General features: G+C 68.1%; 18 protein-coding genes and 1 pseudogene. 13 read left to right on the top strand and 6 right to left on the bottom strand.

Annotated features, from left to right (window positions below):
- The first annotated feature begins 39 nt into the window (after window positions 1–39).
- Complete coding sequence (locus tag AAIL68_RS13375) at window positions 40–1,044, top strand: substrate-binding domain-containing protein (protein WP_347140284.1); 1,005 nt, start codon at window positions 40–42, stop codon at window positions 1,042–1,044.
- Between the two features lie 397 nt (window positions 1,045–1,441).
- On the opposite strand, the gene AAIL68_RS13370 is transcribed toward AAIL68_RS13375, so the two are convergent.
- From AAIL68_RS13370 to AAIL68_RS13355, 4 genes are all read right to left on the bottom strand, one after another.
- Window positions 1,442–1,909 (bottom strand): DUF2076 family protein, encoded by a 468-nt coding sequence (locus AAIL68_RS13370; RefSeq protein WP_347140302.1) that lies wholly within the window; start codon window positions 1,907–1,909, stop codon window positions 1,442–1,444.
- 136 nt (window positions 1,910–2,045) lie between these two features.
- The gene (locus AAIL68_RS13365) at window positions 2,046–2,762 is read right to left on the bottom strand and encodes a Bax inhibitor-1/YccA family protein (protein WP_347140283.1); all 717 of its coding nucleotides are present in this window, start codon (window positions 2,760–2,762) and stop codon (window positions 2,046–2,048) included.
- 22 nt (window positions 2,763–2,784) lie between these two features.
- A complete protein-coding gene (locus AAIL68_RS13360) occupies window positions 2,785–3,555 on the bottom strand; it encodes an anti-sigma factor (protein ID WP_347140282.1) in 771 nt (256 codons plus the stop codon).
- Window positions 3,542–4,069, bottom strand: a complete 528-nt coding sequence (locus AAIL68_RS13355; RefSeq protein ID WP_347140280.1) for a sigma-70 family RNA polymerase sigma factor — start codon at window positions 4,067–4,069, stop codon at window positions 3,542–3,544. Before AAIL68_RS13355 ends, AAIL68_RS13360 begins: the two co-directional genes overlap by 14 nt.
- A 769-nt stretch (window positions 4,070–4,838) precedes the next feature.
- On the opposite strand from AAIL68_RS13355, the gene AAIL68_RS13350 reads away from it, so the two are divergent.
- The 6 genes and pseudogenes from AAIL68_RS13350 to AAIL68_RS13325 all read left to right on the top strand — a co-directional run bounded on the left by AAIL68_RS13350 (window position 4,839) and on the right by AAIL68_RS13325 (window position 13,847).
- Window positions 4,839–4,928 carry a potassium-transporting ATPase subunit F gene (locus AAIL68_RS13350; protein WP_347140278.1) on the top strand — a complete coding sequence of 30 codons (90 nt, stop codon included), beginning with the start codon at window positions 4,839–4,841 and terminating at the stop codon, window positions 4,926–4,928.
- 19 nt (window positions 4,929–4,947) lie between these two features.
- A complete protein-coding gene (kdpA, locus tag AAIL68_RS13345) occupies window positions 4,948–6,639 on the top strand; it encodes a potassium-transporting ATPase subunit KdpA (protein ID WP_347140277.1) in 1,692 nt (563 codons plus the stop codon).
- 17 nt (window positions 6,640–6,656) lie between these two features.
- Window positions 6,657–8,707 (top strand): annotated as a pseudogene (gene kdpB / locus AAIL68_RS13340) (potassium-transporting ATPase subunit KdpB).
- Window positions 8,708–8,716: 9 nt separating this feature from the next.
- Window positions 8,717–9,199: a potassium-transporting ATPase subunit KdpC gene (kdpC, locus tag AAIL68_RS13335; protein WP_347140276.1), complete on the top strand. Its 483-nt coding sequence runs from the start codon at window positions 8,717–8,719 to the stop codon at window positions 9,197–9,199.
- Between the two features lie 336 nt (window positions 9,200–9,535).
- A complete protein-coding gene (locus tag AAIL68_RS13330) occupies window positions 9,536–12,580 on the top strand; it encodes a Hint domain-containing protein (RefSeq protein WP_347140275.1) in 3,045 nt (1,014 codons plus the stop codon).
- A gap of 217 nt (window positions 12,581–12,797) precedes the next feature.
- Complete coding sequence (locus tag AAIL68_RS13325; RefSeq protein WP_347140274.1) at window positions 12,798–13,847, top strand: P1 family peptidase; 1,050 nt, start codon at window positions 12,798–12,800, stop codon at window positions 13,845–13,847.
- A gap of 135 nt (window positions 13,848–13,982) precedes the next feature.
- Here the strand turns inward: AAIL68_RS13325 and AAIL68_RS13320 are convergent, their stop codons facing one another.
- On the bottom strand, window positions 13,983–14,780 hold the full coding sequence (locus tag AAIL68_RS13320) for a M55 family metallopeptidase (protein ID WP_347140273.1): 798 nt from the start codon (window positions 14,778–14,780) through the stop codon (window positions 13,983–13,985).
- A 134-nt stretch (window positions 14,781–14,914) separates the two neighbouring features.
- Here AAIL68_RS13320 and AAIL68_RS13315 point away from each other — a divergent pair, with 134 nt between their 5' ends.
- From AAIL68_RS13315 to AAIL68_RS13290, 6 genes are all read left to right on the top strand, one after another.
- Entirely contained in the window at window positions 14,915–16,540 is a 1,626-nt protein-coding gene (locus AAIL68_RS13315; protein ID WP_347140272.1) for an amidohydrolase, read from the top strand.
- A gap of 34 nt (window positions 16,541–16,574) precedes the next feature.
- Window positions 16,575–18,182, top strand: coding sequence for an ABC transporter substrate-binding protein (locus AAIL68_RS13310; RefSeq protein ID WP_347140271.1), 1,608 nt, complete (start codon window positions 16,575–16,577; stop codon window positions 18,180–18,182).
- 67 nt (window positions 18,183–18,249) lie between these two features.
- Window positions 18,250–19,185 (top strand): ABC transporter permease, encoded by a 936-nt coding sequence (locus AAIL68_RS13305; protein ID WP_347140270.1) that lies wholly within the window; start codon window positions 18,250–18,252, stop codon window positions 19,183–19,185.
- A 9-nt stretch (window positions 19,186–19,194) separates the two neighbouring features.
- The gene (locus AAIL68_RS13300) at window positions 19,195–20,019 is read left to right on the top strand and encodes an ABC transporter permease (RefSeq protein ID WP_347140269.1); all 825 of its coding nucleotides are present in this window, start codon (window positions 19,195–19,197) and stop codon (window positions 20,017–20,019) included.
- Complete coding sequence (locus tag AAIL68_RS13295; protein ID WP_347140268.1) at window positions 20,016–20,918, top strand: ABC transporter ATP-binding protein; 903 nt, start codon at window positions 20,016–20,018, stop codon at window positions 20,916–20,918. Before AAIL68_RS13300 ends, AAIL68_RS13295 begins: the two co-directional genes overlap by 4 nt.
- Complete coding sequence (locus AAIL68_RS13290; RefSeq protein WP_347140267.1) at window positions 20,915–21,895, top strand: ATP-binding cassette domain-containing protein; 981 nt, start codon at window positions 20,915–20,917, stop codon at window positions 21,893–21,895. The genes AAIL68_RS13295 and AAIL68_RS13290 overlap by 4 nt, the downstream gene beginning before the upstream one ends.
- 24 nt (window positions 21,896–21,919) lie before the next feature.
- Here AAIL68_RS13290 and AAIL68_RS13285 read toward each other — a convergent pair.
- Window positions 21,920–22,113, bottom strand: a 194-nt coding sequence (locus tag AAIL68_RS13285; protein ID WP_347140266.1) for a hypothetical protein, incomplete at its 5' end; no start/stop codon positions are given.

Here is a 22,113-nt window from a genome sequence, read left to right as displayed (position 1 = left end):
GGCCGCTACACAGGACCGGGCAAGGGGCGCGAGGACCGGGTGAGAAAGCCAACCATCTCCGATCTGGCCAAGGCGGCGGGCGTGTCGGTGACCACGGTGTCGCACGCCTTCAGCGGCCGCCGCCATGTCGATCCGCAAACCCGCGAGCGGATCCAGCGGCTGGCCGATCAGTTGGGCTATCACCCCAGCAGCATGGCGCGTGCGCTGCGCAGCGGGCGCAGCGGGGTCATCGCGCTGGCATCCTCGATGCCCTTTGCGGTCGCCGCCGGTCCTTCGCGGCTGGGCTTTCTGATGGAGATCGCGGCCTCGGCGGCAATGTCGGCGCTGACGCGCGATCTGGCGCTGTGTCTGATCCCGCCCCATCCCTCGGCCCAAAGCTATGGCGCGGCCAGCTTCGACGGCGTGATGCTGGTCGAACCGATGCGCGACGATCCGCTGGTCCGGCATTTCGAACAGCGCAAGACGCCCATCGTCTCGATCGGCACAGTGCCGGGCCGGCCCGACATCCCGGCCGTCGATCTCCGGTCGCGCGAAACCGCCGACCTGCTGCTGGATCACCTGGCGGACCAGGGCTGCCGCCAGGTCGCGGCGCTGATCGGCGCCTCTCCACGGACCAGCCAGATCGAGAGCGCCGAGGCCTATGGCGCCTTCGCCGCCCGCCATGCCATGCGCCCTCGCCTGATCCTGCTGGACGAGGAGGATGCCGAGGCCACGGCCTATTCCCAGGTGCTGGACCTGCTGCGGTCCGACGGGGCAATCGAGGGCATCTTCGCCTCGATAGACGCCTTCGCCACTGGCGCGATCCGCGCCGCGCACGAGGCAGGCCGGGCGATCCCCGGCAGCCTGCGCCTTGTCACCCGTTACGACGGCCTGCGCGCCAAGCTGTCCCACCCTCCGCTGACGGCAGTGGATCTGCATCTGCCAGCGGTCGCCGAGAAAGCGGTCGGCCTGCTTCTGGACCAGATCGACGGCTGCAAGCAGGCCGAGAAAGCCGATCTGCCAGAGCTTGTCGTGCGGGCATCATCCCAGGGAACCGAAAAGTAACCTTGCCATAGCCCTCTGCCTTGCCCTCGCAAGCCGTGACAGGGTCTTTCTGAACCCGATGCGGTCATGCCGCCTTGATCCCGAACCGCAGGCAAAACCCTGTCCCGCATCAGCGGGGCCGGTTGCAGGGACTGCGGTAGCCAGGGCAAGTTTCCCGGCATCCCCTGTCCCGGCAGATACGGCATCGGCAGGCCAGCACCGTCGGGGTGCCCGGCAGATCGGGAATGGCGTTCGCGACTGCAAGGATGAGAAAAAGCCCGATCACCCAGGGCCGCCCGCGGTTGCGCGATCGGCAGGTGCGGCTCTGTCCAAGACGCGGGCGCGGTTCGTTCCGGGGCCAGGGACCGCCTGCGGGATCGAAAGGCAGCACCCGCCGGGATGGGGTGCCGCCGCTGCATCATTCCTCGTCGCCGCCGTCGTCATAGCCGCCGTCGTCGAAGGCGGCATCTTCCTCGGGCATGTACTCGTCCACTGCCGCTTCCGCTGCCTCGGCCGGGCCTGCGAACATGCCGCCGATGGCATTGCCCAGCAGGACGCCGCCCGCGACGCCCATGGTGGTCTGCGCGGCCCCCGCCATGAAGCCGCCGCCGGAGGGGCGGCCGCTGTTCCACGGGCTGCCGCCCTGCGGAGCCTGGCCATATCCCTGCGGCGCTTGCCCGTAACCCGCAGGCTGCTGACGATGCGCCATGGGCCGCGCGGGTTGCGGCTGGCCGCCGCCGAACAGCCGCCCGAACAGACCGCCGCCCTGCGGGGGCTGGGGCTGGCGCTGCATGTGCTCGATCTGCTCTTGCGCCGCGTTCAGCGCCTGTTCCTGCATGATCACGGTCTGCGCCAGGTAATAGGCCGCGCCGGGGTTGCGGGCGATCAGGTCGGCGATCAGCGCCTCGGCCTCGGGGTCGCGGTGGGTTGGGCCTGGGCAGCCTGGCCCAGCTTGCCGAACAGCCCCTGGATAGCCTGCCTGTCGTTGTGGTCCATGACGTCTTCTCCTTTTTTCCTTGGCGTCATTCGTCCTGCTGACCGGTCAGGCTCAGCAGAAGCTGGAAGATGTTGACGAAGTTCAGATACAGCGACAGCGCGCCCATCACGGCCAGCTTCTGCCGCGTTTCCGCGTCGTGGTGTTCGCTGTAGGCCCCCTTGATCGACTGGGTGTCCCAGGCGGTCAGGCCCACGAAGACCAGGATGCCGATGATCGACACCGCGAACTGCAGGGCGGACGATCCCAGGAAGATGTTGATGATGCTGGCGATCACCACGCCGATCAGACCCATCATCAGGAAGCTGCCGAACTTCGACAGATCCCGCCGGGTGGTATAGCCGTAAAGGCTCATCCCCGCGAACATGGCCGCCGCGCCGAAGAAGGCCCGCGCGATGGACGCGCCGGTGAAGACCAGGAAGATCGAGGCCAAGGACAGCCCCATCACCGCGCAGAAGGCCCAGAACAGGGCCTGCGCGGTCGCGCCCGAGACGGTCTCGATGCGGAAGGACAGGAACATCACGAAGGCCAGCGGCGCCAGCATCACCACCCATTTCAGCGGCGTGCTGAAGATCGGCACATAGATCGCCGGGACCGAGGCGACCAGGACCGCGACAAGCCCGGTCACGGCAAGGCCCAGGCCCATGTAGTTGTAGATGCGCAGCATATGCGCGCGCAGGCCCGCGTCGAATGCGGCGGCGGGGGCAAAGCCGGCGCTGCGGCCGGCCTGATGGATCGGTTGCATGGCGTTCTCCGATGGGTTGATGTCAGTAGAGCGTGTCCGACAGCGCCTGCGAGGCATCCAGAAGCCGGTCCGCCCGGTCGGCCCCCGCAATCAGGACATGGGCGGTCTCGCCGATCTGGAACCAGGCGATGCCCTGGCCGGGGGTTTCGATCAGCCGTGGCAGCGTCACGTCGAAGCTGCCGGTGCGCACCGCGAAATGGCTGACCTGGCCCAGGTCCGGCGCATCGAACAGGATCTCGACCCCCGGCCCCTGGGGCGAGGGGAAGACCTGGGCGTCGCGCACCCTCCAGGCAGGATCGAAGCCCGGCAGGCGGATGCCGGTGGCGGCGCGCAGCTCGTCCGGGTCCAGTTCCGTGATCCCGGGCTGGGACGACATGGCGGCGCGCAACAGGCTGACCTCATGGGCGGACAGGGCCGCCGTGACCAGGGGCGGCGTCGGGGCCGAGGCCAGGCCCTCTTTCACCGACAGCGGCCCCAGTCCGGCATGGGCAAGCCAGCCCAGACCCACCAGAAGGGCCCCAGGCACCACCCGCAGCATCCGGCGCAGCCGGGCGTCGCGCCGCCGCGCCAGCACCAGCCGGCGGGCCGCGCCCAGCAGCGGACGGGGCATGGGCGGCGGAGCCAGGGCCCGGCGCAGGTCGCGATACAGCGACAGGTCGCGCATCACCCGCGACGCGGCCTCGGGGTGGCGGGACAGATGGGCCTCGACCTCGGACTTCTGGGCATCCGCCAGCTGGCCGTCCACATAGGCGTCCAGATCCAGATCGGTGATCTGCGGATCATCCTTCAGCATCGTGACCTCCCACCAGTTTCAGCGACGGCTTGCGCGGGGCCTCGCCGTCCTCGAAGGCGCGCAGCCGGGCGCGGGCGCGCGAGACACGCGACATCACCGTGCCGGGCGGCACGCCGGTCAGGGCGCCTGCCTCGGCATAGGACAGGCCCTCGACCGCGATCAGTTCCAGGGCCTCGCGTTGGTCGTCCGGCAGATCCAGAAAGGCCTGGCGCAACTGCGCCAGCCGCAACGCGCTGTCCTGCGGGGCATCGACGACGCGCGGCGACAGTTCCGCATAGGCGGCCTCGCGCCGGGCCTCGCTTTGCGCCTGCCGGCGGCGATCCAGGAAACGGTTGCGCAGGATCGCGCGCAACCACGGACCGGGCGCCTTGCCCGTCAGCTGCCGGCGCTGTTCATGGCCGCGCAGCAGGGCGTCCTGCACAAGATCGTCGGCCTCGGCCCGGTCGCGGGTCAGGGCAAAGGCATAGCGCCGCAAGGGCGTCAGCAGGGCAAGGATCGGGTCGCGTCGGGTCATCTTGCATCCCTGGACGGAGCCGGCGGCGGTTTCCTTCCACAAGGCGGAAAATAATCTTCGGGCCCGGGATCAGGAAGCGCTTCGGGAAAAGCAGCCCTGGCGGTCCTGCGGTCCACGGAAGGGCGCCGCTGCGGCCTCATGGCGATTTGCGGCCGTTCCGCCGGGCGGGGCCGCGGCTCCTGTCAGCTCCGCCACCGCCGGCCGATCCGGCCAGATGACGCCCGAACGGCAAACGGCGCTTTTCCGGGCTGAACTCGGCCCGGCAGAAGGGGCAGCGCCCGGCCGCCGCGCGGGGCACGGCGGCACCGCAGTGTCCGCAGTATTCCGGGACGGGCCGACGCATCATCCGCTCCTCCGAAGGGAAGGGCTGCACATGCGCGGCGTTCCGCAGGGGTCGTGTCGTGTCATCTTGCCTGCGTGGACGAAGCCGGTGGCGGTTTTCTTCCATCCCGCGCAAAGGATTCCGGCACATCTGTCGCCTGAACGGCCGAAAGCCGCCTGCCTTGCCACCCGAAAGGAAAAGGCATCCCCGACGCCCGACCGGCGGCACATGGGCCGCTGCTCCTTATAAAATCCTTATATCTTTCCCCATTCCTCCGTCTCGAATCCCTATGCAGATTTCGCCACCTTCGGCCCAGGGCGCCGCCCGTCCGGCGGCCCGGAACCCGAAGGAATGGACATGGAAATCCTCGTTCTTCTCATCACGGCGGCATTTTTCGCGGTGGCGTTCGCCTATCTGCGCGCCTGCCAGAAGCTGTGAGACCCGCCGATGCCGTTCGATTACATCCTGGGCGGCGGGGTGGCCGCCTTCCTGCTTGTCTACCTGACATGGGCGCTTGTGCGCCCGGAACGGTTCTGACGAAAGCGAGACCACAATCATGACCATCAATGGCTGGCTCCAGATCCTGCTTTACTGCGGGATCATCGTCATCCTGACGCGGCCCCTGGGCGGCTACATGTTCCGCGTCTTCTCGGGCGAGCGGACGTTTCTTTCCCCCTTGCTGGCTCCGGCCGAGCGGACGATCCTGACCCTCGCCGGCACCTCGGACCGGGACGAGCAGCACTGGACGCGCTATGCCGCGTCGCTGCTGTTCTTTTCGGTCGCGGGGCTGCTGGCGCTGTATCTGCTGCAACGCATCCAGGGCGCGCTGCCGCTGAACCCGCAGGACATGCCGGGGGTGGCCCCCGACCTGGCCTTCAACACCGCCGTCAGCTTTGTCGCCAACACCAACTGGCAGGCCTATGCGGGCGAGACGACGATGTCCTACCTGACGCAGATGATGGGCATGAACGTGCAGAACTTCCTGTCCGCAGCGGCAGGGATGGCGGTGGCGGTGGCGCTGATCCGGGGCTTTGCGCGGCGTTCGGCCAGCAGCCTGGGGAACTTCTGGGTCGATGTGACCCGCGCCGTTCTTCATGTCCTGCTGCCGGCCTGCATCGTCGGAACGCTGGTGCTGGTCTGGCAGGGGGTGCCGCAGAACCTGGCGCCCTATACCGTCGCCACCACGCTGGAAGGCGGCCAGCAGACCATCGCCCAGGGGCCCGTCGCCTCGCAGATGATGATCAAGCATCTGGGCACCAATGGCGGCGGCTTCTTCAACGCCAACGCGTCCCATCCCTTCGAAAACCCGACCGCGCTGACCAACCTGATCCACATGGTCTCGATCCTCGCGATCGGTGCGGCCTTCACCAACCTGTTCGGGCGCATGGCGGGCGACCAGCGGCAGGGATGGGCGATCCTTGCGGCAATGGGCGTGCTGTTCGTCATCGGCGTCACGGTCGTCTATCGGGCCGAGGCTGCCGGGAACCCGCTGATCGGCGCGGGCGGCAACTGGGAAGGCAAGGAGACACGCTTCGGCATGGTGAGTTCGGCCCTGTTCGCGGTCGTCACGACCGCCGCCTCCTGCGGGGCCGTGAACGCGATGCACGGTTCGCTGACCGCGCTTGGCGGCATGATCCCGATGCTGAACATGATGCTGGGAGAGGTCGTGGTCGGCGGCGTGGGCGCCGGGATGTACGGCATCCTTCTGTTCGTGATCGTGGCGATCTTCATCGCGGGCCTGATGGTGGGCCGCACGCCCGAATACCTTGGCAAGAAGATCGAGGGGCGCGAGGTCAAGATGGCCATGCTGGCGCTTCTGGTCCTGCCCCTGGTGATGCTGGGGCTGACGGCCGTGGCCGTGGTGCTGCCGGAGGCCCTGTCCTCGGTCCTGAACGGGGGGCCGCACGGGTTTTCGGAAATCCTCTACGCCTATGTCTCGGCGGGCGCCAACAACGGCTCGGCCTTCGCCAGCCTGTCGGCCAACACGCCCTGGTACAACCTGACGCTGGGCCTTGCGATGCTGATGGGGCGGTTCCTGATGATCGTGCCGATCCTGGCCCTGGCGGGATCGCTGGGCGCGAAGAAGACCGTTCCCGCCTCGGACGGCACCTTCCCCACCCATGGGCCGCTGTTCGCCGCCCTTCTGATCGGGGTGATCCTGGTCATGGGCGGGCTGGAATTCTTCCCGGCCCTGGCCCTTGGTCCCATCGTCGAACACCTTGCCATCCTGGCCGGGCAGACCTTCTGAACCGCAAGGCAGACATCATGAGTCAATCGCAAACAAGCATGTTCGACGCCCGCATCATGGTTCCCGCGCTTGGCGGAGCCATCGCGAAGCTGGACCCGCGCAAGCTGGTCAGGAACCCGGTCATCTTCGTCGTGGCCGTGGTGACGGTGCTTTGCACCGTGCTGCTGGCCAGGGATCTGGTCACGGGCGGGGAAAACCTTGGCTTCAGCTTCCAGCTGGTGCTGTGGCTGTGGTTCACGGTCCTTTTCGCCAACTTCGCCGAGGCCGTGGCCGAGGGACGCGGCAAGGCGCAGGCCGCGTCGCTCAGGAAGACCCGCACCGACACCCAGGCGACGCTGCAGAACGGGCGCAAGGTTGCCTCGACCAGCCTGAAGGTCGGCGACCTCGTCGTGGTCGCGACGGGCGAGATCATCCCCTCGGACGGCGAGGTGATCGAGGGCGTGGCCTCGGTCAACGAGGCCGCGATCACCGGCGAATCCGCCCCCGCGATCCGCGAATCCGGCGGCGACCGCAGCGCCGTCACCGGCGGCACGCAGGTGCTGTCGGACCGGATCGTCGTGCGCATCACGGCGGCGGCCGGTTCCACCTTCATCGACCGCATGATCGGCCTTGTCGAAGGGGCCGAGCGCCAGAAGACCCCCAACGAGATCGCGCTGAACATCCTGCTGGCCGGCATGACGCTGATCTTCGTCCTTGCCGGGGCGACGATCCCCGGCTTCGCCGCCTATGCGGGCGGAGAGATCCCGGTCATGGTCTTGGTCGCGCTGTTCGTGACGCTGATCCCCACGACCATCGGCGCGCTTCTGTCGGCCATCGGCATCGCGGGGATGGACCGGCTGGTGCGCTTCAACGTGCTGGCCATGTCGGGCCGCGCGGTCGAGGGGCGGGCGACATCGACACGCTTCTGCTGGACAAGACCGGCACGATCACCCTGGGCAACCGCCAGGCGTCCGAGTTCCGCCCCCTGCGCGGCGTCACGCCCGAGGAACTGGCCGATGCGGCGCAGCTTGCCTCGCTTGCCGACGAGACGCCCGAAGGGCGGTCGGTCGTGGTGCTGGCCAAGGAGAAATACGGCATCCGCGCCCGCGACATGTCCAGCCTGCAGGCCGCCTTCGTCCCCTTCACCGCCCAAAGCCGGATGAGCGGCGTGGACGTGGACGGCACGCGGATCCGCAAGGGCGCGGTGGACGCGATCCTGAAGCATGTGGCGGGGGCGGATTCGGCCACGGGGCGGGGCCGCGCCTCGGCCGCCGACATGGACGACATCCGCCGCATCGGCGAGGAGGTGGCCAAGGCCGGTGGAACGCCCCTTGCCGTGGCGCGCGACAACCGGCTGCTTGGGGTCATCTATCTGAAGGACATCGTCAAGGGCGGCATCCGCGAACGCTTTGCCGAACTGCGCCGCATGGGCATCCGCACGGTGATGATCACCGGCGACAACCCCATGACCGCCGCCGCCATCGCGGCCGAGGCCGGGGTGGACGACTTCCTGGCCGAGGCCACGCCCGAGATGAAGCTGGACCTGATCCGCAGCGAACAGGCGCGGGGCAAGCTGGTCGCCATGTGCGGCGACGGCACCAACGACGCGCCCGCCCTGGCCCAGGCCGATGTGGGCGTCGCGATGAACACCGGCACCGTGGCCGCGCGCGAGGCGGGCAACATGGTCGATCTGGACAGCGACCCCACCAAGCTGATCGAGATCGTCGAGATCGGAAAGCAGCTTCTGATGACGCGCGGGGCCTTGACGACCTTCTCGATCGCCAACGACATCGCCAAGTACTTCGCGATCATCCCGGCGATGTTCATCGCCTTCTATCCGCAACTGTCGGCGCTGAACGTGATGGGGCTTGAAAGCCCCGAAAGCGCGATCCTGTCGGCCATCATCTTCAACGCCCTGGTCATCGTGGCGCTGATCCCGCTGTCGCTGAAGGGCGTCAGGTACCGCGCGGTCGGTGCCGGCGCGCTTTTGTCCCGCAACATGCTCGTCTATGGCCTCGGCGGCATCATCGTGCCCTTCGCCGCGATCAAGGCGATCGACGTGGCGATCACCGCCATCGGCCTGGTCTGAGGAACCATCATGCTGAAAGAACTTCGTCCCGCCCTTGCCACGCTTGTGGCCCTGACCATGCTGACCGGGCTTGCCTATCCCCTGGGGATGACCGGGCTTGCGCAGGCGCTCTTTCCCGAACAGGCCGATGGCAGCCTGATAAGGCGGGGTGGCGCCGTCATCGGATCGCGCCTGATCGGGCAGAACTTCACGGGCGCGACCTATTTCCACGGCCGTCCCTCTGCCGTGGGCTACGACGCATCGGCCTCTGGCGGCTCGAACCTCGCGCCTTCAAGCGCCGTGCTGGTGGAGCGTGTCGAGGCGGCCCGCGCCGCCCTGGGCGCAGGGGCGCCGCTGGACATGCTGACCACCTCGGGCAGCGGCCTCGACCCGCATATCACGCCCCAGGCCGCGCGGTTCCAGATCGCCCGCGTCGCCGGGGCGCGCGGCCTGGCGGGCAGCGGCGCGATCGCCGCCCGCCGCCGCAGGAAAGCGGCCCGGCAGCAGGCGTGATGCTGGACGCCTGCCTGGGCCTAGCCCAGGGCAGGCGTTGCCAGCAGGGCGCGCCCGCACGACGGCTTTCCCGGCCTTCCGCGCAGCCACGACGGCACATGCGCGGCGAGGCAGGCCCAATCGCGCCCAAGCGGATAGCTGCGCATCGGCGAGGCGCACAAGTAAAAGTTGTTTCCCCCCGGGAACCTGCTGCAATATGGTTAAATTGTGCATTATGCAGGGGTATGCCTCGGGTTGTTCCGCAAACCCGGCTGCCCCGGTGTTTGTCTTCTTCCGCCAAGGGGCTGTATGATGGCCCCGAAGCGACATAACGAATTCTTTGATACGGAGTCCCTGATGCCTACCGGATATCTCGTCACTGTTGGAACCGACAACTCTCTCTGGTTCGGTGACGGCGTTTCCACGACCGCGACGACCTTCACCACTCAGGCCGAAAGAGGTTCCGGCACGATCAGGGCCACCGGAAGCCAGGGCGCCGAAGCCTTCGCCAACCGCGACCTGGACGGCACCTTCCAGGTCGGGACGGACGGCCAGTTGTACTTTGTCCCCAACTCATCCGGCGTGACGATCACTGGGGCAACCATCGTGATCTCGCCCACCTATAATGTCGGACCGATCACCGGCACGGAGGCCGGAGAAACCATTACCGGAACATCCGCTCCACAGACCATCAATGGCCTGGGAGGCAATGACATCCTCATTGGCGGCGGCGGCAGCAGGACGGATGGAGCGGTCGGAGGCGAGGGCGACACGGATGTTCTCATCGGTGGCGCGGGCAATGACACCCTTTACGGCCAGGGCGGCTGGGACCGTCTGAGAGGGGGGGCGGGCAACGATTCCCTGAACGGCGGCACCGGCACGGACATTGCCGACTTTTCCGACGGAACGGCGGGAATCAACATCACCGTCCAGAACGGAAGTGTCGACCTGACCGCTGCAGGGCTGGGGGTGGATACGTTTGCCGGCATCGACGGGGCGATCGGCACGTCCTTCAACGACACGCTGACCGGCACGGACGGCGACGGCGAGGATCCCGACGGCTCGGTCTATACCAACTATCTGGACGGTGGCGGCGGAGACGACGTCATCGACGGGCGGACGGGCTCGGACTTTCTGTTCGGCGGCACGGGCAATGACACGATCATCGGCGGGTTGTGGGACGGCGACGAGGGCCTGGTCCTGGAAACCGGCGGCCGCAGCCGGCCGGGCGGCACCATCGACGACCGCATCTATGGCGGCACGGGCAACGATGTCATCTATGGTGATGATACCCTTGGCACCAGCACCCAGGGCGGCAACGACTCCATCGACGGCGGGGACGGCAACGACACCATCATCGCCGGGGACGGCAACGATACCGTCTATGCCGGCGCAGGGACGGACTCGCTGCGGGGCGACGCGGGCGCCGACAGCCTCTTCGGCGGCGAGGGCGCGGACACCATCGACGGCGGCGCGGGCAACGACACGATCTCGGGCGGGGCGGATGCCGACACGATCCTGCTGACCGGCGCCTTCGGCACCGACAGCATCGCCGGGGGCGAGGCCATCACGGCAGGCGGCGTGGACAACGACACGCTGGATGCCTCGGCCATCCCGACGGCCGTCACCCTGTCCTTCGGCAACGAGGCGGGCGTGCTGACCAGCGGCGCCAACACCGCAACCTTCTCCGCGATCGAGACGATCACCACCGGCGCAGGCGGCGACACCATCAACGCGTCCGCCAATACGGGTGCTGCGACCTTCAACACGGGGGCTGGCGCCGACACCATCACCGGCGGCACCGGCGCCGAGACCATCAACGCGGGCACCGGCAATGACGTGGTCAATGCCGGCGGCGGCGGCGACAGCGTCAATGCGGGCGACGGCCGCGACACCATTGACGGCGGCGCGGGCAACGACACGATCTCGGGCGGCGCGGATGCCGACACCATCCTGCTGACCGGCGCCTTTGGCAATGACACGATCACCGGCGGCGAGACCATCACGGCGGGCGGGACCGACAACGACACGCTGGATGCCTCGGCCGTCCCCACGGCCGTCACCGTGACCTTCGCCAACGAGGCCGGCACGCTGACCAGCGGCGGCAACACCGCAAGCTTCAGCCAGATGGAGACGATCACCACCGGCGCGGGCGGCGACACCATCAACGCCGCCGCCAATGCCGGCGCTGCGACCTTCAACACCGGCGCGGGCGCCGACACCATCACTGGCGGCACCGGCGCCGAGACGATCAACGCGGGCACCGGGGACGACGTGGTCAATGCCGGCGGCGGCGCCGACATCGTCAATGCGGGCGACGGCAGCGACACGGTTGACGGGGGCGACGGCAACGACACCATCGACGGCGGGACGGGCGCGGATCTGCTTTCGGGCGGGGCAGGCGCGGACAGCCTGACGGGCGGCGAAGGGGCCGACACGCTGGACGGGGGCGCGGGCGCGGACACGCTGACCGGCGGATCGGGACGCGACACCTTCGTTGCGGGCGATGGCGACCTGATCACGGATTTCTATTCCGGCACCGATGCCGACAGCCGCGACTTCATCGACCTGTCCGGCTTCTACAACGAGGCCAACCTCGCCCGCTGGAACGCCGCCAACCCGGACCAGCAGTATTACAACCCGCTGGCCTGGATGCGCGCCGACCAGGCAGATGGCCGGCTGAACCTTCTGAACGGCCAGAACGGCCTGCCGACGCTCGATCTCGTGCTTCGGAACGGCGGCAACGCGGTTGCTGCAGAGACGCTGGACAATACGAGCACCAATGTCGTGTGCTTTGGCGCGGACGCGCTGATCCTGACCGCCCGCGGTCCGGTTCCTGCGGGAAAGCTGGCGGTGGGCGACCAGGTCCAGACCCGCGATGCGGGCCTCCAGCCGATCCGCTGGATCGGGCAGCGTGGCCTTGGCGCGGCCGAGCTTGAGGCCGCACCGAACCTGCGCCCGATCCGCATCAGGGCGGGCGCGCTTGGCCGCAGCACGCCCGATGCCGACCTGATCGTCTCGCCCCAGCACCGGGTTCTGGTCCGATCGAAGATCGCGCAGAAGATGTTTGGCGCAGACGAGGTCCTGGTCGCGGCCAAGCAGCTTCTGCCGGTCGAAGGCATCGACATCGCCGAGGATCTGGACGAGATCACCTATGTCCACTTCCTGTTCGACGACCATCAGGTGGTCTGGTCCAACGGCGCGGAAACCGAGTCGCTTCATCCCGGCAGGCAGGCCCTGACCATGATCGGCAAGGCCGCGCGGGAGGAGATCCTCACCCTTTTCCCCGACCTGCGCAACGCGGACTTCGTGCGCCCCGGCGCGCGGCTTCTGGCCTCGGGGCGCTTGGGCCGAAAGCTTGCGATGCGTCACGCCCAGAACAACAAGCCCCTGGTGGCCTGAGGACAAGGACAATCCCGAAAAGACCGGCACGGGTCCGGTCTTTTCCGGGCCGGAATGTCTTGAATCCGCTGGAAAACTGTCCACAGATCGCGGAACGGCCCGGTGGCCCTGGAAGGAAGGGCCGCTGCCCAAGGCGGCCTCCGGGACGGGCTGTCCTGGGGTATCATCGCCCTCGGGCAGTTGCGGTTGACAGGTTCACGACACACAGGGATCACGGATGAGACGCAACATCGACAGCTTCGGCCTTGCCTGCGGCGACCTGCCGCGGGGCGCGATGAACGCCATCACCGACGTGCCCGGCGTCCTGGTCGGCCATTGCACCCTGCAAAGCGGCGACATCAACACGGGCGTCACGGCGGTCCTGCCGCACGGGGGCAACCTGTTCCGGCGCAAGGTTGCCGCCGCCAGCCATGTGATCAACGGGTTCGGCAAGACCACCGGGCTTGTGCAGATCGACGAACTTGGCACGATCGAGACGCCGATCCTGTTGACCAACACGCTCTCGGTCGCGGCGTGCAGCGCGGCCCTGATCCGCGATGCCCTGGCCCGCAACCCCGATATCGGCCGCACGACCTCGACGATCAACGCCGTGGTCGGCGAATGCAACGACGGCCCCCTCAACGACATCCAGGCCATGGCCGTCACCGAAGACCATGCCCGCCAGGCGCTGGCGGCGGCCGATGGCGGCCCAGTGGAGCAGGGCAGCATCGGCGCGGGCACGGGCATGACCTGCTTCGGGTTCAAGGGCGGGATCGGATCGGCCTCGCGCAGGTTCGGGATCGCGGGGCAGGATTTCCACCTGGGCGTGCTTGTCCTGACGAATTTCGGCAGGGCGGGCGATCTGACCCTGCCCGATGGCCGCCGCCTGTCGCCCCCCGTTGCGGAACCCGCGTCCCAGGGGACCGAGAAAGGCTCGGTCATCGTGGTGCTGGCCACCGACGTGCCGCTGGAGCACCGGCAACTGGCCCGCGTGGCGCGGCGCAGCGGCGCGGGGCTGGCGCGGCTTGGCTCTTTCTGGGGGCATGGCAGCGGCGACATCGCCATTGCATTCTCGACCGCCGACACCATCGACCATGACGAAGGTCCGGAGATCGTCGCCCGGCGCGTCCTGAGCGAGAGCCGGATCGACCTGCTTTTCCAGGCTGCGGCCGAGGCCACCCAGGAAGCCGTCCTGAATTCGATGCTGTCGGCCGGGCGGTTCACCGGGCGGGGCGGAGCCCTGCGCATGTCCCTGGCCGATTGCCTGGCCGAAGCGCCGCTTCCCTGAACCCCGGCACGGTGCTGCATCGGCATCGGACCGCCGGATGCCGGCCGTCAGGGCAGCATCCGGCCAAGGAAGGCCCAGGACGCTGCCGCCATGGATGGACCCCTGCGGCCCTTGCCCTTGCTCAGCCCCGGCTGCCTACCAGAGGAAGCGCAGCGTGCGCAGCACCTCGAACCAGTCGTCGCGGGCGAAGCGGAGCCGACGCGGCTCGGGGTAATCGACGCCGGGGAAGAAGCTGCCGCGATAGGCGTCAACGGGGGTGCTGAACTCCACCTCGAGGTCCCAGCGGGGTGCCAGCGGCGGATGGCTGCGGAGCGGCAGGTCGGACAGGGCCGCCTTCACGCCCTCGCGGATCAGGTCGCGGGCGCGGGCGGGGGTTACCGAGGACGCGGCAGGTCCGAAGCCCTGGCTGACGGGCACCGTCACGATCCCCGGCGCCAGCCCTGCGGCGGCCGCGCAGATGCCGCCGTCGCCCGACAGGAAGGCCGAGGGCACGCCCAGCGACGCCGCGGTCAGCGCGTTCACGGTGAATTCCGAGGCAAGCGCGCCATTGATCGTCAGGCGCATGATCCTGCCGTTGAAGCTGTGCGCCAGCGGATTGCTGTCGGTCCCCGCCGCGTCGTGATAGCCGGTATAGATCGCCGCCGCGCAGTCGCGGTCGATGCCGAACATCATCGAATGGGGATGGCCCGACCAGTCCCGGACGATCCGCGCCTGCGGCGGCAGGCGGTCCACCAGAAGGTTGCGCCCGGTGTGATGGGCGTCCTTGATGACGATCTCGGTCGCGCCCGCCTCCAGCGCGCCTTCGCAGGCGGCCACCACCTCGGCGGTCATCAGGTGCTGGAACTCGGGGTATTCGGGCTTGTCGCGCTCGGTCTCGGGCCAGCAGGCGATGCTTGCGGTGCCCTCCATGTCGGCGCTGATGAAGACTTTCATTCCTGGCATCCCTGGTTTCGGCGAAGCGCGAGGCTGTGCCGGAGACAATGAAAACACAAGCAAAAAATTGAGAGACTTTCCTTGCCATCTCCAAGACAGCGGCTAACCTGCGCGGAACATGCTCGGGAGGATCGATGGGCCCTGTTGCGGATCTGGTGCTGAAAGGCGGCACAATCTGGTGTGGCGCGGGCCTGCCCGTCGCGCAGGCGCTTGCGGCCTGGGAAGGCAGGGTTCTTGCGGTGGGCAGCGATGCCGAGATCGCGGCCCTGACCGGGCCCGATACGCGGGTGGTCGATCTGGACGGCCGCTTCGCCATGCCGGGGCTTTACGACGACCACCTGCACCTGATCTCGACCGGGCTGGTGCTGGGCCATGTCGATGTCTCGCCCCAGGCCGCGCCGACGCTGGAGGCCGTGCTGGCGGCGATCCGGGCCCGCGCCGCCGTCACGCCCAAGGGCGAATGGATCCGCGCCCGCGGATACGAACAGCAGAAGCTGGACATCGGCCGCCATCCGCACCGGACCGAACTGGATGCCGCGGCCCCCGATCACCCGGTCCTGCTGACGCGCACCTGCGGCCATGTCTCGGTCGCCAACAGCCGCGCGCTCCAGATCGCCGGCGTGACCGCCTCGACCCCCGCGCCCGAAGGCGGCGTGGTCGAGGTCGAGAACGGCGTGCTGACCGGGATGCTGGCTGAGAACGCGCAGGATCTGGTCAGCGCCCACATTCCCCGGCCGGACGTGGACGCCCTGATCGACGCCATCGAGGCGGGCGGGCGGCAGTTGCTGGCCCATGGCATCACCAGTTGCATGGATGCCGCCGTCGGCATGATCGCGGGCATGGACGAAATCCGCGCCTATCACCTGGCAAAGCGCGACGGGCGCCTGCCGGTGCGGGTCTCGCTGACGCTGCTGGGCGATCCCGGCAGTTCGATCGTCGAGCCCTGCTTCCAGGCGGGCCTTGTCACCGGAGTCGGCGACGAGATGCTGCGCGTGGGCGCGGTCAAGATCTTCCTCGACGGCTCGCTGGGGGGACGGACAGCCTGGACAAGCCGCGCCTATCGCGACCAGCCGGACAATTTCGGCGTCCAGATGCTGCCGACCCCGCAGCTTGAGAGCCTTGTCGCGGATTACCACGCCAAGGGTTACCAGCTTGCCTGCCATGCCATCGGCGACATGGCCATCGACCAGTTGATCGGCGCCTATGAGAAGGCCTTGGATGCGCAACCGGATCCCGGCCGCCGCCACCGGGTCGAGCATTGCTGCTTTTCCACGCCCGGACAGCACGCCCGCATGAAGGCCGCCGGCATCGAGCCTTCGCCCCAGCAGGCCTTCGTCCATTACTTCGGCGACAGCTATCTGGCGGTCATGGACGAGGCGGTGACGCGCGGCGTCTCCCCGCTGAAGACCTGGCTCGACATGGGGTTCCGCCCCGGCACCGGCAGCGATTCGCCCGTCTGCCGCACGGATCCGCGCCCGAACCTGCACCAGATGCTGACCCGCCGGACCTGGAAGGGGACCGACATGGTGGCGGACGAGGCCGTGGACATCGAGACCGCCCTGACGGTCTTTACCGAGAACGGCGCCTGGCTGGCGCGGGAGGAAGGCTTCAAGGGCCGGCTGCAACCGGGCATGGTGGCCGACATCGCGGTCTTTTCGCGCGACCTTCTGACCGCCACGCCCGAGCAGATCCTGAACGACACGGCCTGCGATCTGACGGTGCTGGGTGGCGCCGTGGTCTTCGACCGCAACGCCGCCTGAAGACACAAGCAACGATAACCGGGGAGGAGTAACGATGACGATCAGAGCCACGATTGGCGCCCTGCTGCTGGCAGGAACCGCGCTTTGCGCGCCCGCGACCTGGGCGCAGGAGGTGCAAAAGGGCGGGACGCTGAACTTCACGGCGCCCTATGGCAGCAGCGTGGGAACGCTGGACATCACCGCCTCGGCCGAGGTCCAGACCGAGATCGTGGCCCATGCGATGCATCGCAGCCTGTACAAGTGGAACCCCGAGACCGGCAAGCCCGAGCCCGACCTGTTCACCGAGGAAACCGTCAGCGACGACGGGCTGGTCCATACCTACAAGCTGCGCACCGACGCGGTGTTCCACAACGGCAAGCCCTTCACGGCCGATGACGTCATCTTCAGCTACAACCGCATCGCAGCCCCCGCGACCGCCTCGCCAAGCGCGGATTTCGTGTCGCGCATCAAGGGCTTCGACGAAGTCCAGGGCGGCAGCGCGACCGAGATGTCGGGCCTGAAGAAGATCGACGACCACACGCTGGAGATCACCTTCACCTCCAGCGCCGATCCCGGCTTCGACCTGATGCAGAACTATGCGCCCATCTATCCCTCGGACGTGGACGGCGACACGCAGGCGACCCAGCCGGTGGGCCTGGGGCCGTTTCGCTTTGTCGAACATGTCCCCGGCTCGCGCGTCAGCTTCGAGCGGTTCGACAAGTTCTTCGGCGGGGACGGGCAACCCTATCTCGACCGGCTGAACATCATGATCATGGGCGAGGCGGCGGCCCGCGACGTGGCCTTCCGCAACAAGGAAATCGACGTCTCGGTCCTGGGCAGCCAGCAGTATCAGGAATACCAGGCCGACCCCGACCTGTCGCAGGGCCTGCTGGAGGTGGCCGAACTGTTCACCCGCGTCGTCGGCTTCGACACCACCAAGCCGCCCTTCGACGACAAGCGCGTCCGCCAGGCGGTCAACCTTGGCATCGACAGGCAGCTCATCATCGACAAGCTGGTCAAGGGCAAGGCCTTCCCGGCGGTGGGCTTCATGCCGACGACCTCGCCCGCCTTCGACCCGAACGCGCAGGGCTATGCCTATGACCCGGAAAAGGCCAAGGCCCTGCTGGCCGAGGCTGGGCACGAGGGCGGCATCGACCTGCCGGTGATCGCCAACCAGAACGAAAGCTGGGGCGCCCCCATCATCGAGGCGATCATCCCGATGCTGGCCAAGTCCAACATCCGCGCCAGCGTCGAGCCGGTCGAGAACGCCGTGCTGGAAGACCGCATCACGGGCGGCGACTTCACCGCCTTCATCTGGTCGCTGCAAAGCGGGCCGAACCCGTTGAACACCCTGCGCTGCTTCTACAGCAAGACCACCCAGTCGGCCTGCAACTATACCAAGTTCAGCAACCCCGAGGTGGACAGGCTCTACGAGGCCGCGCAGCAGGAACGCGACGAGGCCAAGCGCAACGACCTGATCCGCCAGGCCGACGCCATCATCCGCGACGAAGCGCCTTATTGGTTCTTCAACTACAACAAGGCGGTGATGGCCTATCAGCCCTGGGTCCACGGGCTGAAGGGCAACCCGCAGGAACTGGCGATCCAGGATTACGAGACGATCTGGATCGACGACACCGCGCCGGCCGACCGCAAGCCGCAATAAAGGCCGGGATCCCGCGGCGCCTTGCCGCCGCGGGATCATTCCTTCAACAACACCGGGGGACGGAAGAATGGGACGTTATGTCCTGCGGCGGCTGCTGCAGATGATCCCGACATTGCTGGCCGTCGCGGCGCTGATCTTCCTGATCTTCAGCGTCCTGCCCGGCAGCTTTGCCGGCAGCATGACCGGCGGCGGGCGGCGGGCGCTGTCGCCGGAACTGGTGGCCCAGCTCAACGCCCAGTTCGGTCTGGACAAGCCCCTGCCCGTGCGGTTCTGGGACTATCTGGTGCGGCTGGTGCAGTTCGACCTGGGCACATCCTTCCGCACCCGAGAGCCGGTGATCGACCTGATCGCCGCGCGGATCTGGCCCTCGCTTCAACTGGCGCTGTCGGCCATGGCCCTGGCGGTCACGGTCGGCATCCCGCTGGGCTTTCTGGCGGCGATGCGGCCGGGCAGCCTGCTGGACAGCGTCACGATGATCGGCGCGGTGTCCGGCCTGTCGATGCCGCAGTTCTGGCTGGGCCTGCTGCTGATGTATGTCTTTGCCCTCCAACTCGGCTGGCTGCCCAGCTTCGGCTATGGCGACGGGCAGTTGCGCAACCTGATCCTGCCCGCCATCGCGCTGGGGTTCGCGCCGCTGGCGCTTCTGGCGCGCACCACGCGGGCCGGCGTGCTGGAGGTGATGGCCTCGGACCATATCCGCACGGCGATGGCCAAGGGCGCCAGCCCCGCGCAGATGGTACGCTGGCATGTCCTGCGCAATGTCATGGTCCTGATCGTGACCACGCTGGGGCTGCAGATCGGGTCGCTGCTGGGGCAGGCGCTGGTGATCGAGAAGCTGTTTTCCTGGCCCGGCCTTGGATCGCTGATGGTGGACAGCGTGGCGATCCGCGACATCCCCGTGGTGCAGGGCACAATCCTGGTGATCGTGCTGTGGTTCCTGGTCATCAATGTCTTGGTCGATCTGGTCTATGCCGCGATCGACCCCCGCATCAGCCTTCGCTGAGGACGCGCCATGCAGATCCCCTTCCGCCTGAACCTGACGCTGGGACTGGCGCTGGTGTTGCTTGTGATCGGGGGCGCGGTCTTCGCGCCCTTGCTGACCGCGCATGACCCGATCCTCGACGCCGACCTGATGAACTCGGAAATGCCGCCCTCGTGGGACCACTGGTTCGGCACCGACAGCCAGGGACGGGACGTGTTTGCCCGCGTCCTTTACGGCGCGCGGGTGTCGCTGACCATCGGCATCGTGGCGCAGGCCATCAACTCGACCATCGGCATCGCCCTGGGCCTGTCGGCGGGCTACTGGGGCGGCTGGTGGGACGACGTGGTGAACGGGCTGACGAACCTGATGCTGGCCGTCCCGTCGCTGGTCTTCGCGCTGGCCATCATGGCGGTGCTTGGCCCCGGCGTGGTCAGCCTGCTGATCGCCCTTGGCCTGACCAACTGGAGCTGGAGCTGCCGCATCACCCGCAGCGCCGTCATGTCGCTGAAGTCGCAGGGCTATGTCCAGGCGGCGCGCACGCTGGGTTACGGCGACATCCGCATCATGCTGACGCAACTGCTGCCGAACATCGTCGGGCCGGTCCTGGTCATGGCAAGCCTGGGCATCGGAGAGGCGGTTCTGGCCGAGGCCGCGCTGTCCTTCCTGGGCCTGGGCATCCGACCTCCCGCGCCCTCCTGGGGCAACATGCTGACCGACGCGCGCGAGGCGATCCGCAGCGTGCCATGGGCCACGATCTTCCCCGGCCTTGCCGTCTTCGTCACCGTCCTGGGCTTCAACCTGCTGGGGGACGGGGTGCGCGACTGGCTGGACCCCCGGATGCAGGTGCGCGCATGAGCGGCCCGCTGCTGGACATCCGCGGCCTGACCATCGGCATCCCGGAACGGGGCGGCGCGACCCGGACCATCGTCCGCGACCTCAGCTTCGACATCATGCCGGGCGAGGTCTTCGGCCTGGTGGGGGAATCGGGCAGCGGCAAGTCGGCCTCGGCCCTGGCGCTGATGGGCCTGAACCGCCGCCCCCTGGCGACGCTGGGGGGACAGGCGCTCTATGGCGGGCAGGATCTGCTGGCCCTGCCGCGCCGGTCCATGCGCCGGCTGCGCGGCGACCGCATCTCGATGATCTTCCAGGAGCCGATGACGGCCCTGAATCCCCTGGCCCGCATCGGCCGCCAGATCGCCGAGATGTTCGTGCTGCATCGCGGCCTGTCCTGGTCCGAGGCCCGCCCGAAGGCGGTCGAGGCGCTTGCCGCCGTGCAGGTGCCCGACCCCGAAGGTCGCGCCCGCGCCTATCCGCACCAGTTGTCGGGCGGGTTGCGGCAGCGGGTGATGATCGCCATGGCGATGGCCTGCCGCCCCGACCTGCTGATCGCGGACGAGCCGACCACCGCGTTGGATGTCACCGTCCAGGCCGAGGTGCTGCGCCTGATCCGCGAACTGTGCGAGCGCGAGGGCACGGCCGTCCTGCTCATCAGCCACGACCTTGGCGTGATCGCCCAGATGTGCCAGCGGGTGGGCGTCATGGCGAACGGCCGCCTGCTGGAACTGCGCGACGCCAAGGCGCTGTTCACGGACCCGCGCCATCCCTACACGCGCGGCCTTCTGGCCGCCCTGCCCCGCCTTGGCAGCCGCGCGACCGAAGGACGCCACCGCCTGGCCGACCTGGACATGGCCATCGACCGCGACGCGCCCGACTTCGCCGCGACCCATCTTGTTCCCAGGGGGGAAGCCGCATGAGCCCTGCCGCGAACCCCATGCCCGCTGGCGAACCCATCCTTGCGGTCCATGACCTGCATGTGCGGTTTCCCGTCTCGGGTGGGCTGCTGGGGCAAAGCCGGACCATCCATGCGGTCAACGGCGTCGATCTGGCGGTCCAGCCGGGCCAGTGTCTCAGCCTTGTCGGCGAAAGCGGCTGCGGCAAGTCCACCACCGCCCTGTCGATCATGGGCCTGCAGCAGCCCACATCGGGCGCCATCACGGTCGAGGGCCGCCCGGTCTATGGTCCCGGCGCGCCCGACCGGCTGGCGCGCGCGCGGCTGGCGCAGATCGTCTTCCAGGATCCCTTCTCGACCCTGAACCCGCGCGAGACCATCGGCCGCGCCCTGTCCCAGCCGCTGATGCTGCACGGCGTCAGGAACCGCGCCGAGCGGGCCGAGCGCGTGGCCGCCGCCCTGCGCCAGGTGGGCCTGCTGCCCGAACATGCCGCCCGCTATCCGCACGAATTCTCGGGCGGACAGCGCCAGCGCATCGGCATCGCCCGCGCCCTGATCCTCGGCCCCCGGCTGATCGTCCTGGACGAGCCGGTCAGCGCCTTGGACGTTTCGATCCGCGCGCAGATCATCAACCTGCTGATGGACCTGCAGCAGAACCTGGGCCTCAGCTACCTGATGATCTCGCACGACCTGGGCGTGGTGGAACATGTCTCGGACCGGGTGGCGGTGATGTTCGCGGGCCAGATCGTCGAGGAAGGCGGCTGGCGGCAGGTCTTCACCGCGCCCGCCCATCCCTATACCCGGCGGCTGATCGAGACGATCCCGAACCCCACCCGCCTGACCGGCGGCGCCTCCGGGGGCCTGCCGCCAGCCCCCGAACCCCCGCCCGGAAGCAGGTTCTGGCCCCCCATCGACCGGCGTCCCGAAATCGGCCGCCCCCCGGAATTGAGCAGCCTTGTCAGGATCGGCGAGGACCACCGCGTGCGGGTGCGCATCGCGTGATCGACCATAATGCGCGGTAGATCATCAACTCTGTCCGAGGTTTCGGACATTGCGGGATTTCGCGGGTTGCGGAGGCTTGCGGATGTCATCCGCTTGTGGACGGGAACGGCGGATATTGTCGGCCAAACCGGACCGCGTCTCGTGGAACTCAGCCCTTTGCCGCGAATCACACCTTTTTGATGCAACCATCAAGCGATCAATCATAGCATCAACATCTC

The sequence above is a fragment of the Paracoccus sp. SSK6 genome (assembly GCF_039770665.1).
Lineage (GTDB): Bacteria > Pseudomonadota > Alphaproteobacteria > Rhodobacterales > Rhodobacteraceae > Paracoccus.
Note: the sequence above shows the minus strand (reverse complement) of the source record. Positions and strands in the feature narration are given on the sequence as shown.

What these genes read in the sequence shown, in the direction of transcription:
- kdpC (WP_347140276.1), top strand. Translation starts at nt 8,717, where the DNA reads ATGCTGAAAGAACTTCGTCCCGCCCTTGCCACGCTTGTGGCCCTGACC.
- AAIL68_RS13290 (WP_347140267.1), top strand. Translation starts at nt 20,915, where the DNA reads ATGAGCCCTGCCGCGAACCCCATGCCCGCTGGCGAACCCATCCTTGCG.
- AAIL68_RS13330 (WP_347140275.1), top strand. Translation starts at nt 9,536, where the DNA reads ATGCCTACCGGATATCTCGTCACTGTTGGAACCGACAACTCTCTCTGG.
- AAIL68_RS13320 (WP_347140273.1), bottom strand. Translation starts at nt 14,780, where the DNA reads ATGAAAGTCTTCATCAGCGCCGACATGGAGGGCACCGCAAGCATCGCC.
- AAIL68_RS13365 (WP_347140283.1), bottom strand. Translation starts at nt 2,762, where the DNA reads ATGCAACCGATCCATCAGGCCGGCCGCAGCGCCGGCTTTGCCCCCGCC.
- kdpA (WP_347140277.1), top strand. Translation starts at nt 4,948, where the DNA reads ATGACCATCAATGGCTGGCTCCAGATCCTGCTTTACTGCGGGATCATC.
- AAIL68_RS13295 (WP_347140268.1), top strand. Translation starts at nt 20,016, where the DNA reads ATGAGCGGCCCGCTGCTGGACATCCGCGGCCTGACCATCGGCATCCCG.
- AAIL68_RS13360 (WP_347140282.1), bottom strand. Translation starts at nt 3,555, where the DNA reads ATGCTGAAGGATGATCCGCAGATCACCGATCTGGATCTGGACGCCTAT.
- AAIL68_RS13325 (WP_347140274.1), top strand. Translation starts at nt 12,798, where the DNA reads ATGAGACGCAACATCGACAGCTTCGGCCTTGCCTGCGGCGACCTGCCG.
- AAIL68_RS13305 (WP_347140270.1), top strand. Translation starts at nt 18,250, where the DNA reads ATGGGACGTTATGTCCTGCGGCGGCTGCTGCAGATGATCCCGACATTG.
- AAIL68_RS13315 (WP_347140272.1), top strand. Translation starts at nt 14,915, where the DNA reads ATGGGCCCTGTTGCGGATCTGGTGCTGAAAGGCGGCACAATCTGGTGT.
- AAIL68_RS13355 (WP_347140280.1), bottom strand. Translation starts at nt 4,069, where the DNA reads ATGACCCGACGCGACCCGATCCTTGCCCTGCTGACGCCCTTGCGGCGC.
- AAIL68_RS13350 (WP_347140278.1), top strand. Translation starts at nt 4,839, where the DNA reads ATGCCGTTCGATTACATCCTGGGCGGCGGGGTGGCCGCCTTCCTGCTT.
- AAIL68_RS13310 (WP_347140271.1), top strand. Translation starts at nt 16,575, where the DNA reads ATGACGATCAGAGCCACGATTGGCGCCCTGCTGCTGGCAGGAACCGCG.
- AAIL68_RS13300 (WP_347140269.1), top strand. Translation starts at nt 19,195, where the DNA reads ATGCAGATCCCCTTCCGCCTGAACCTGACGCTGGGACTGGCGCTGGTG.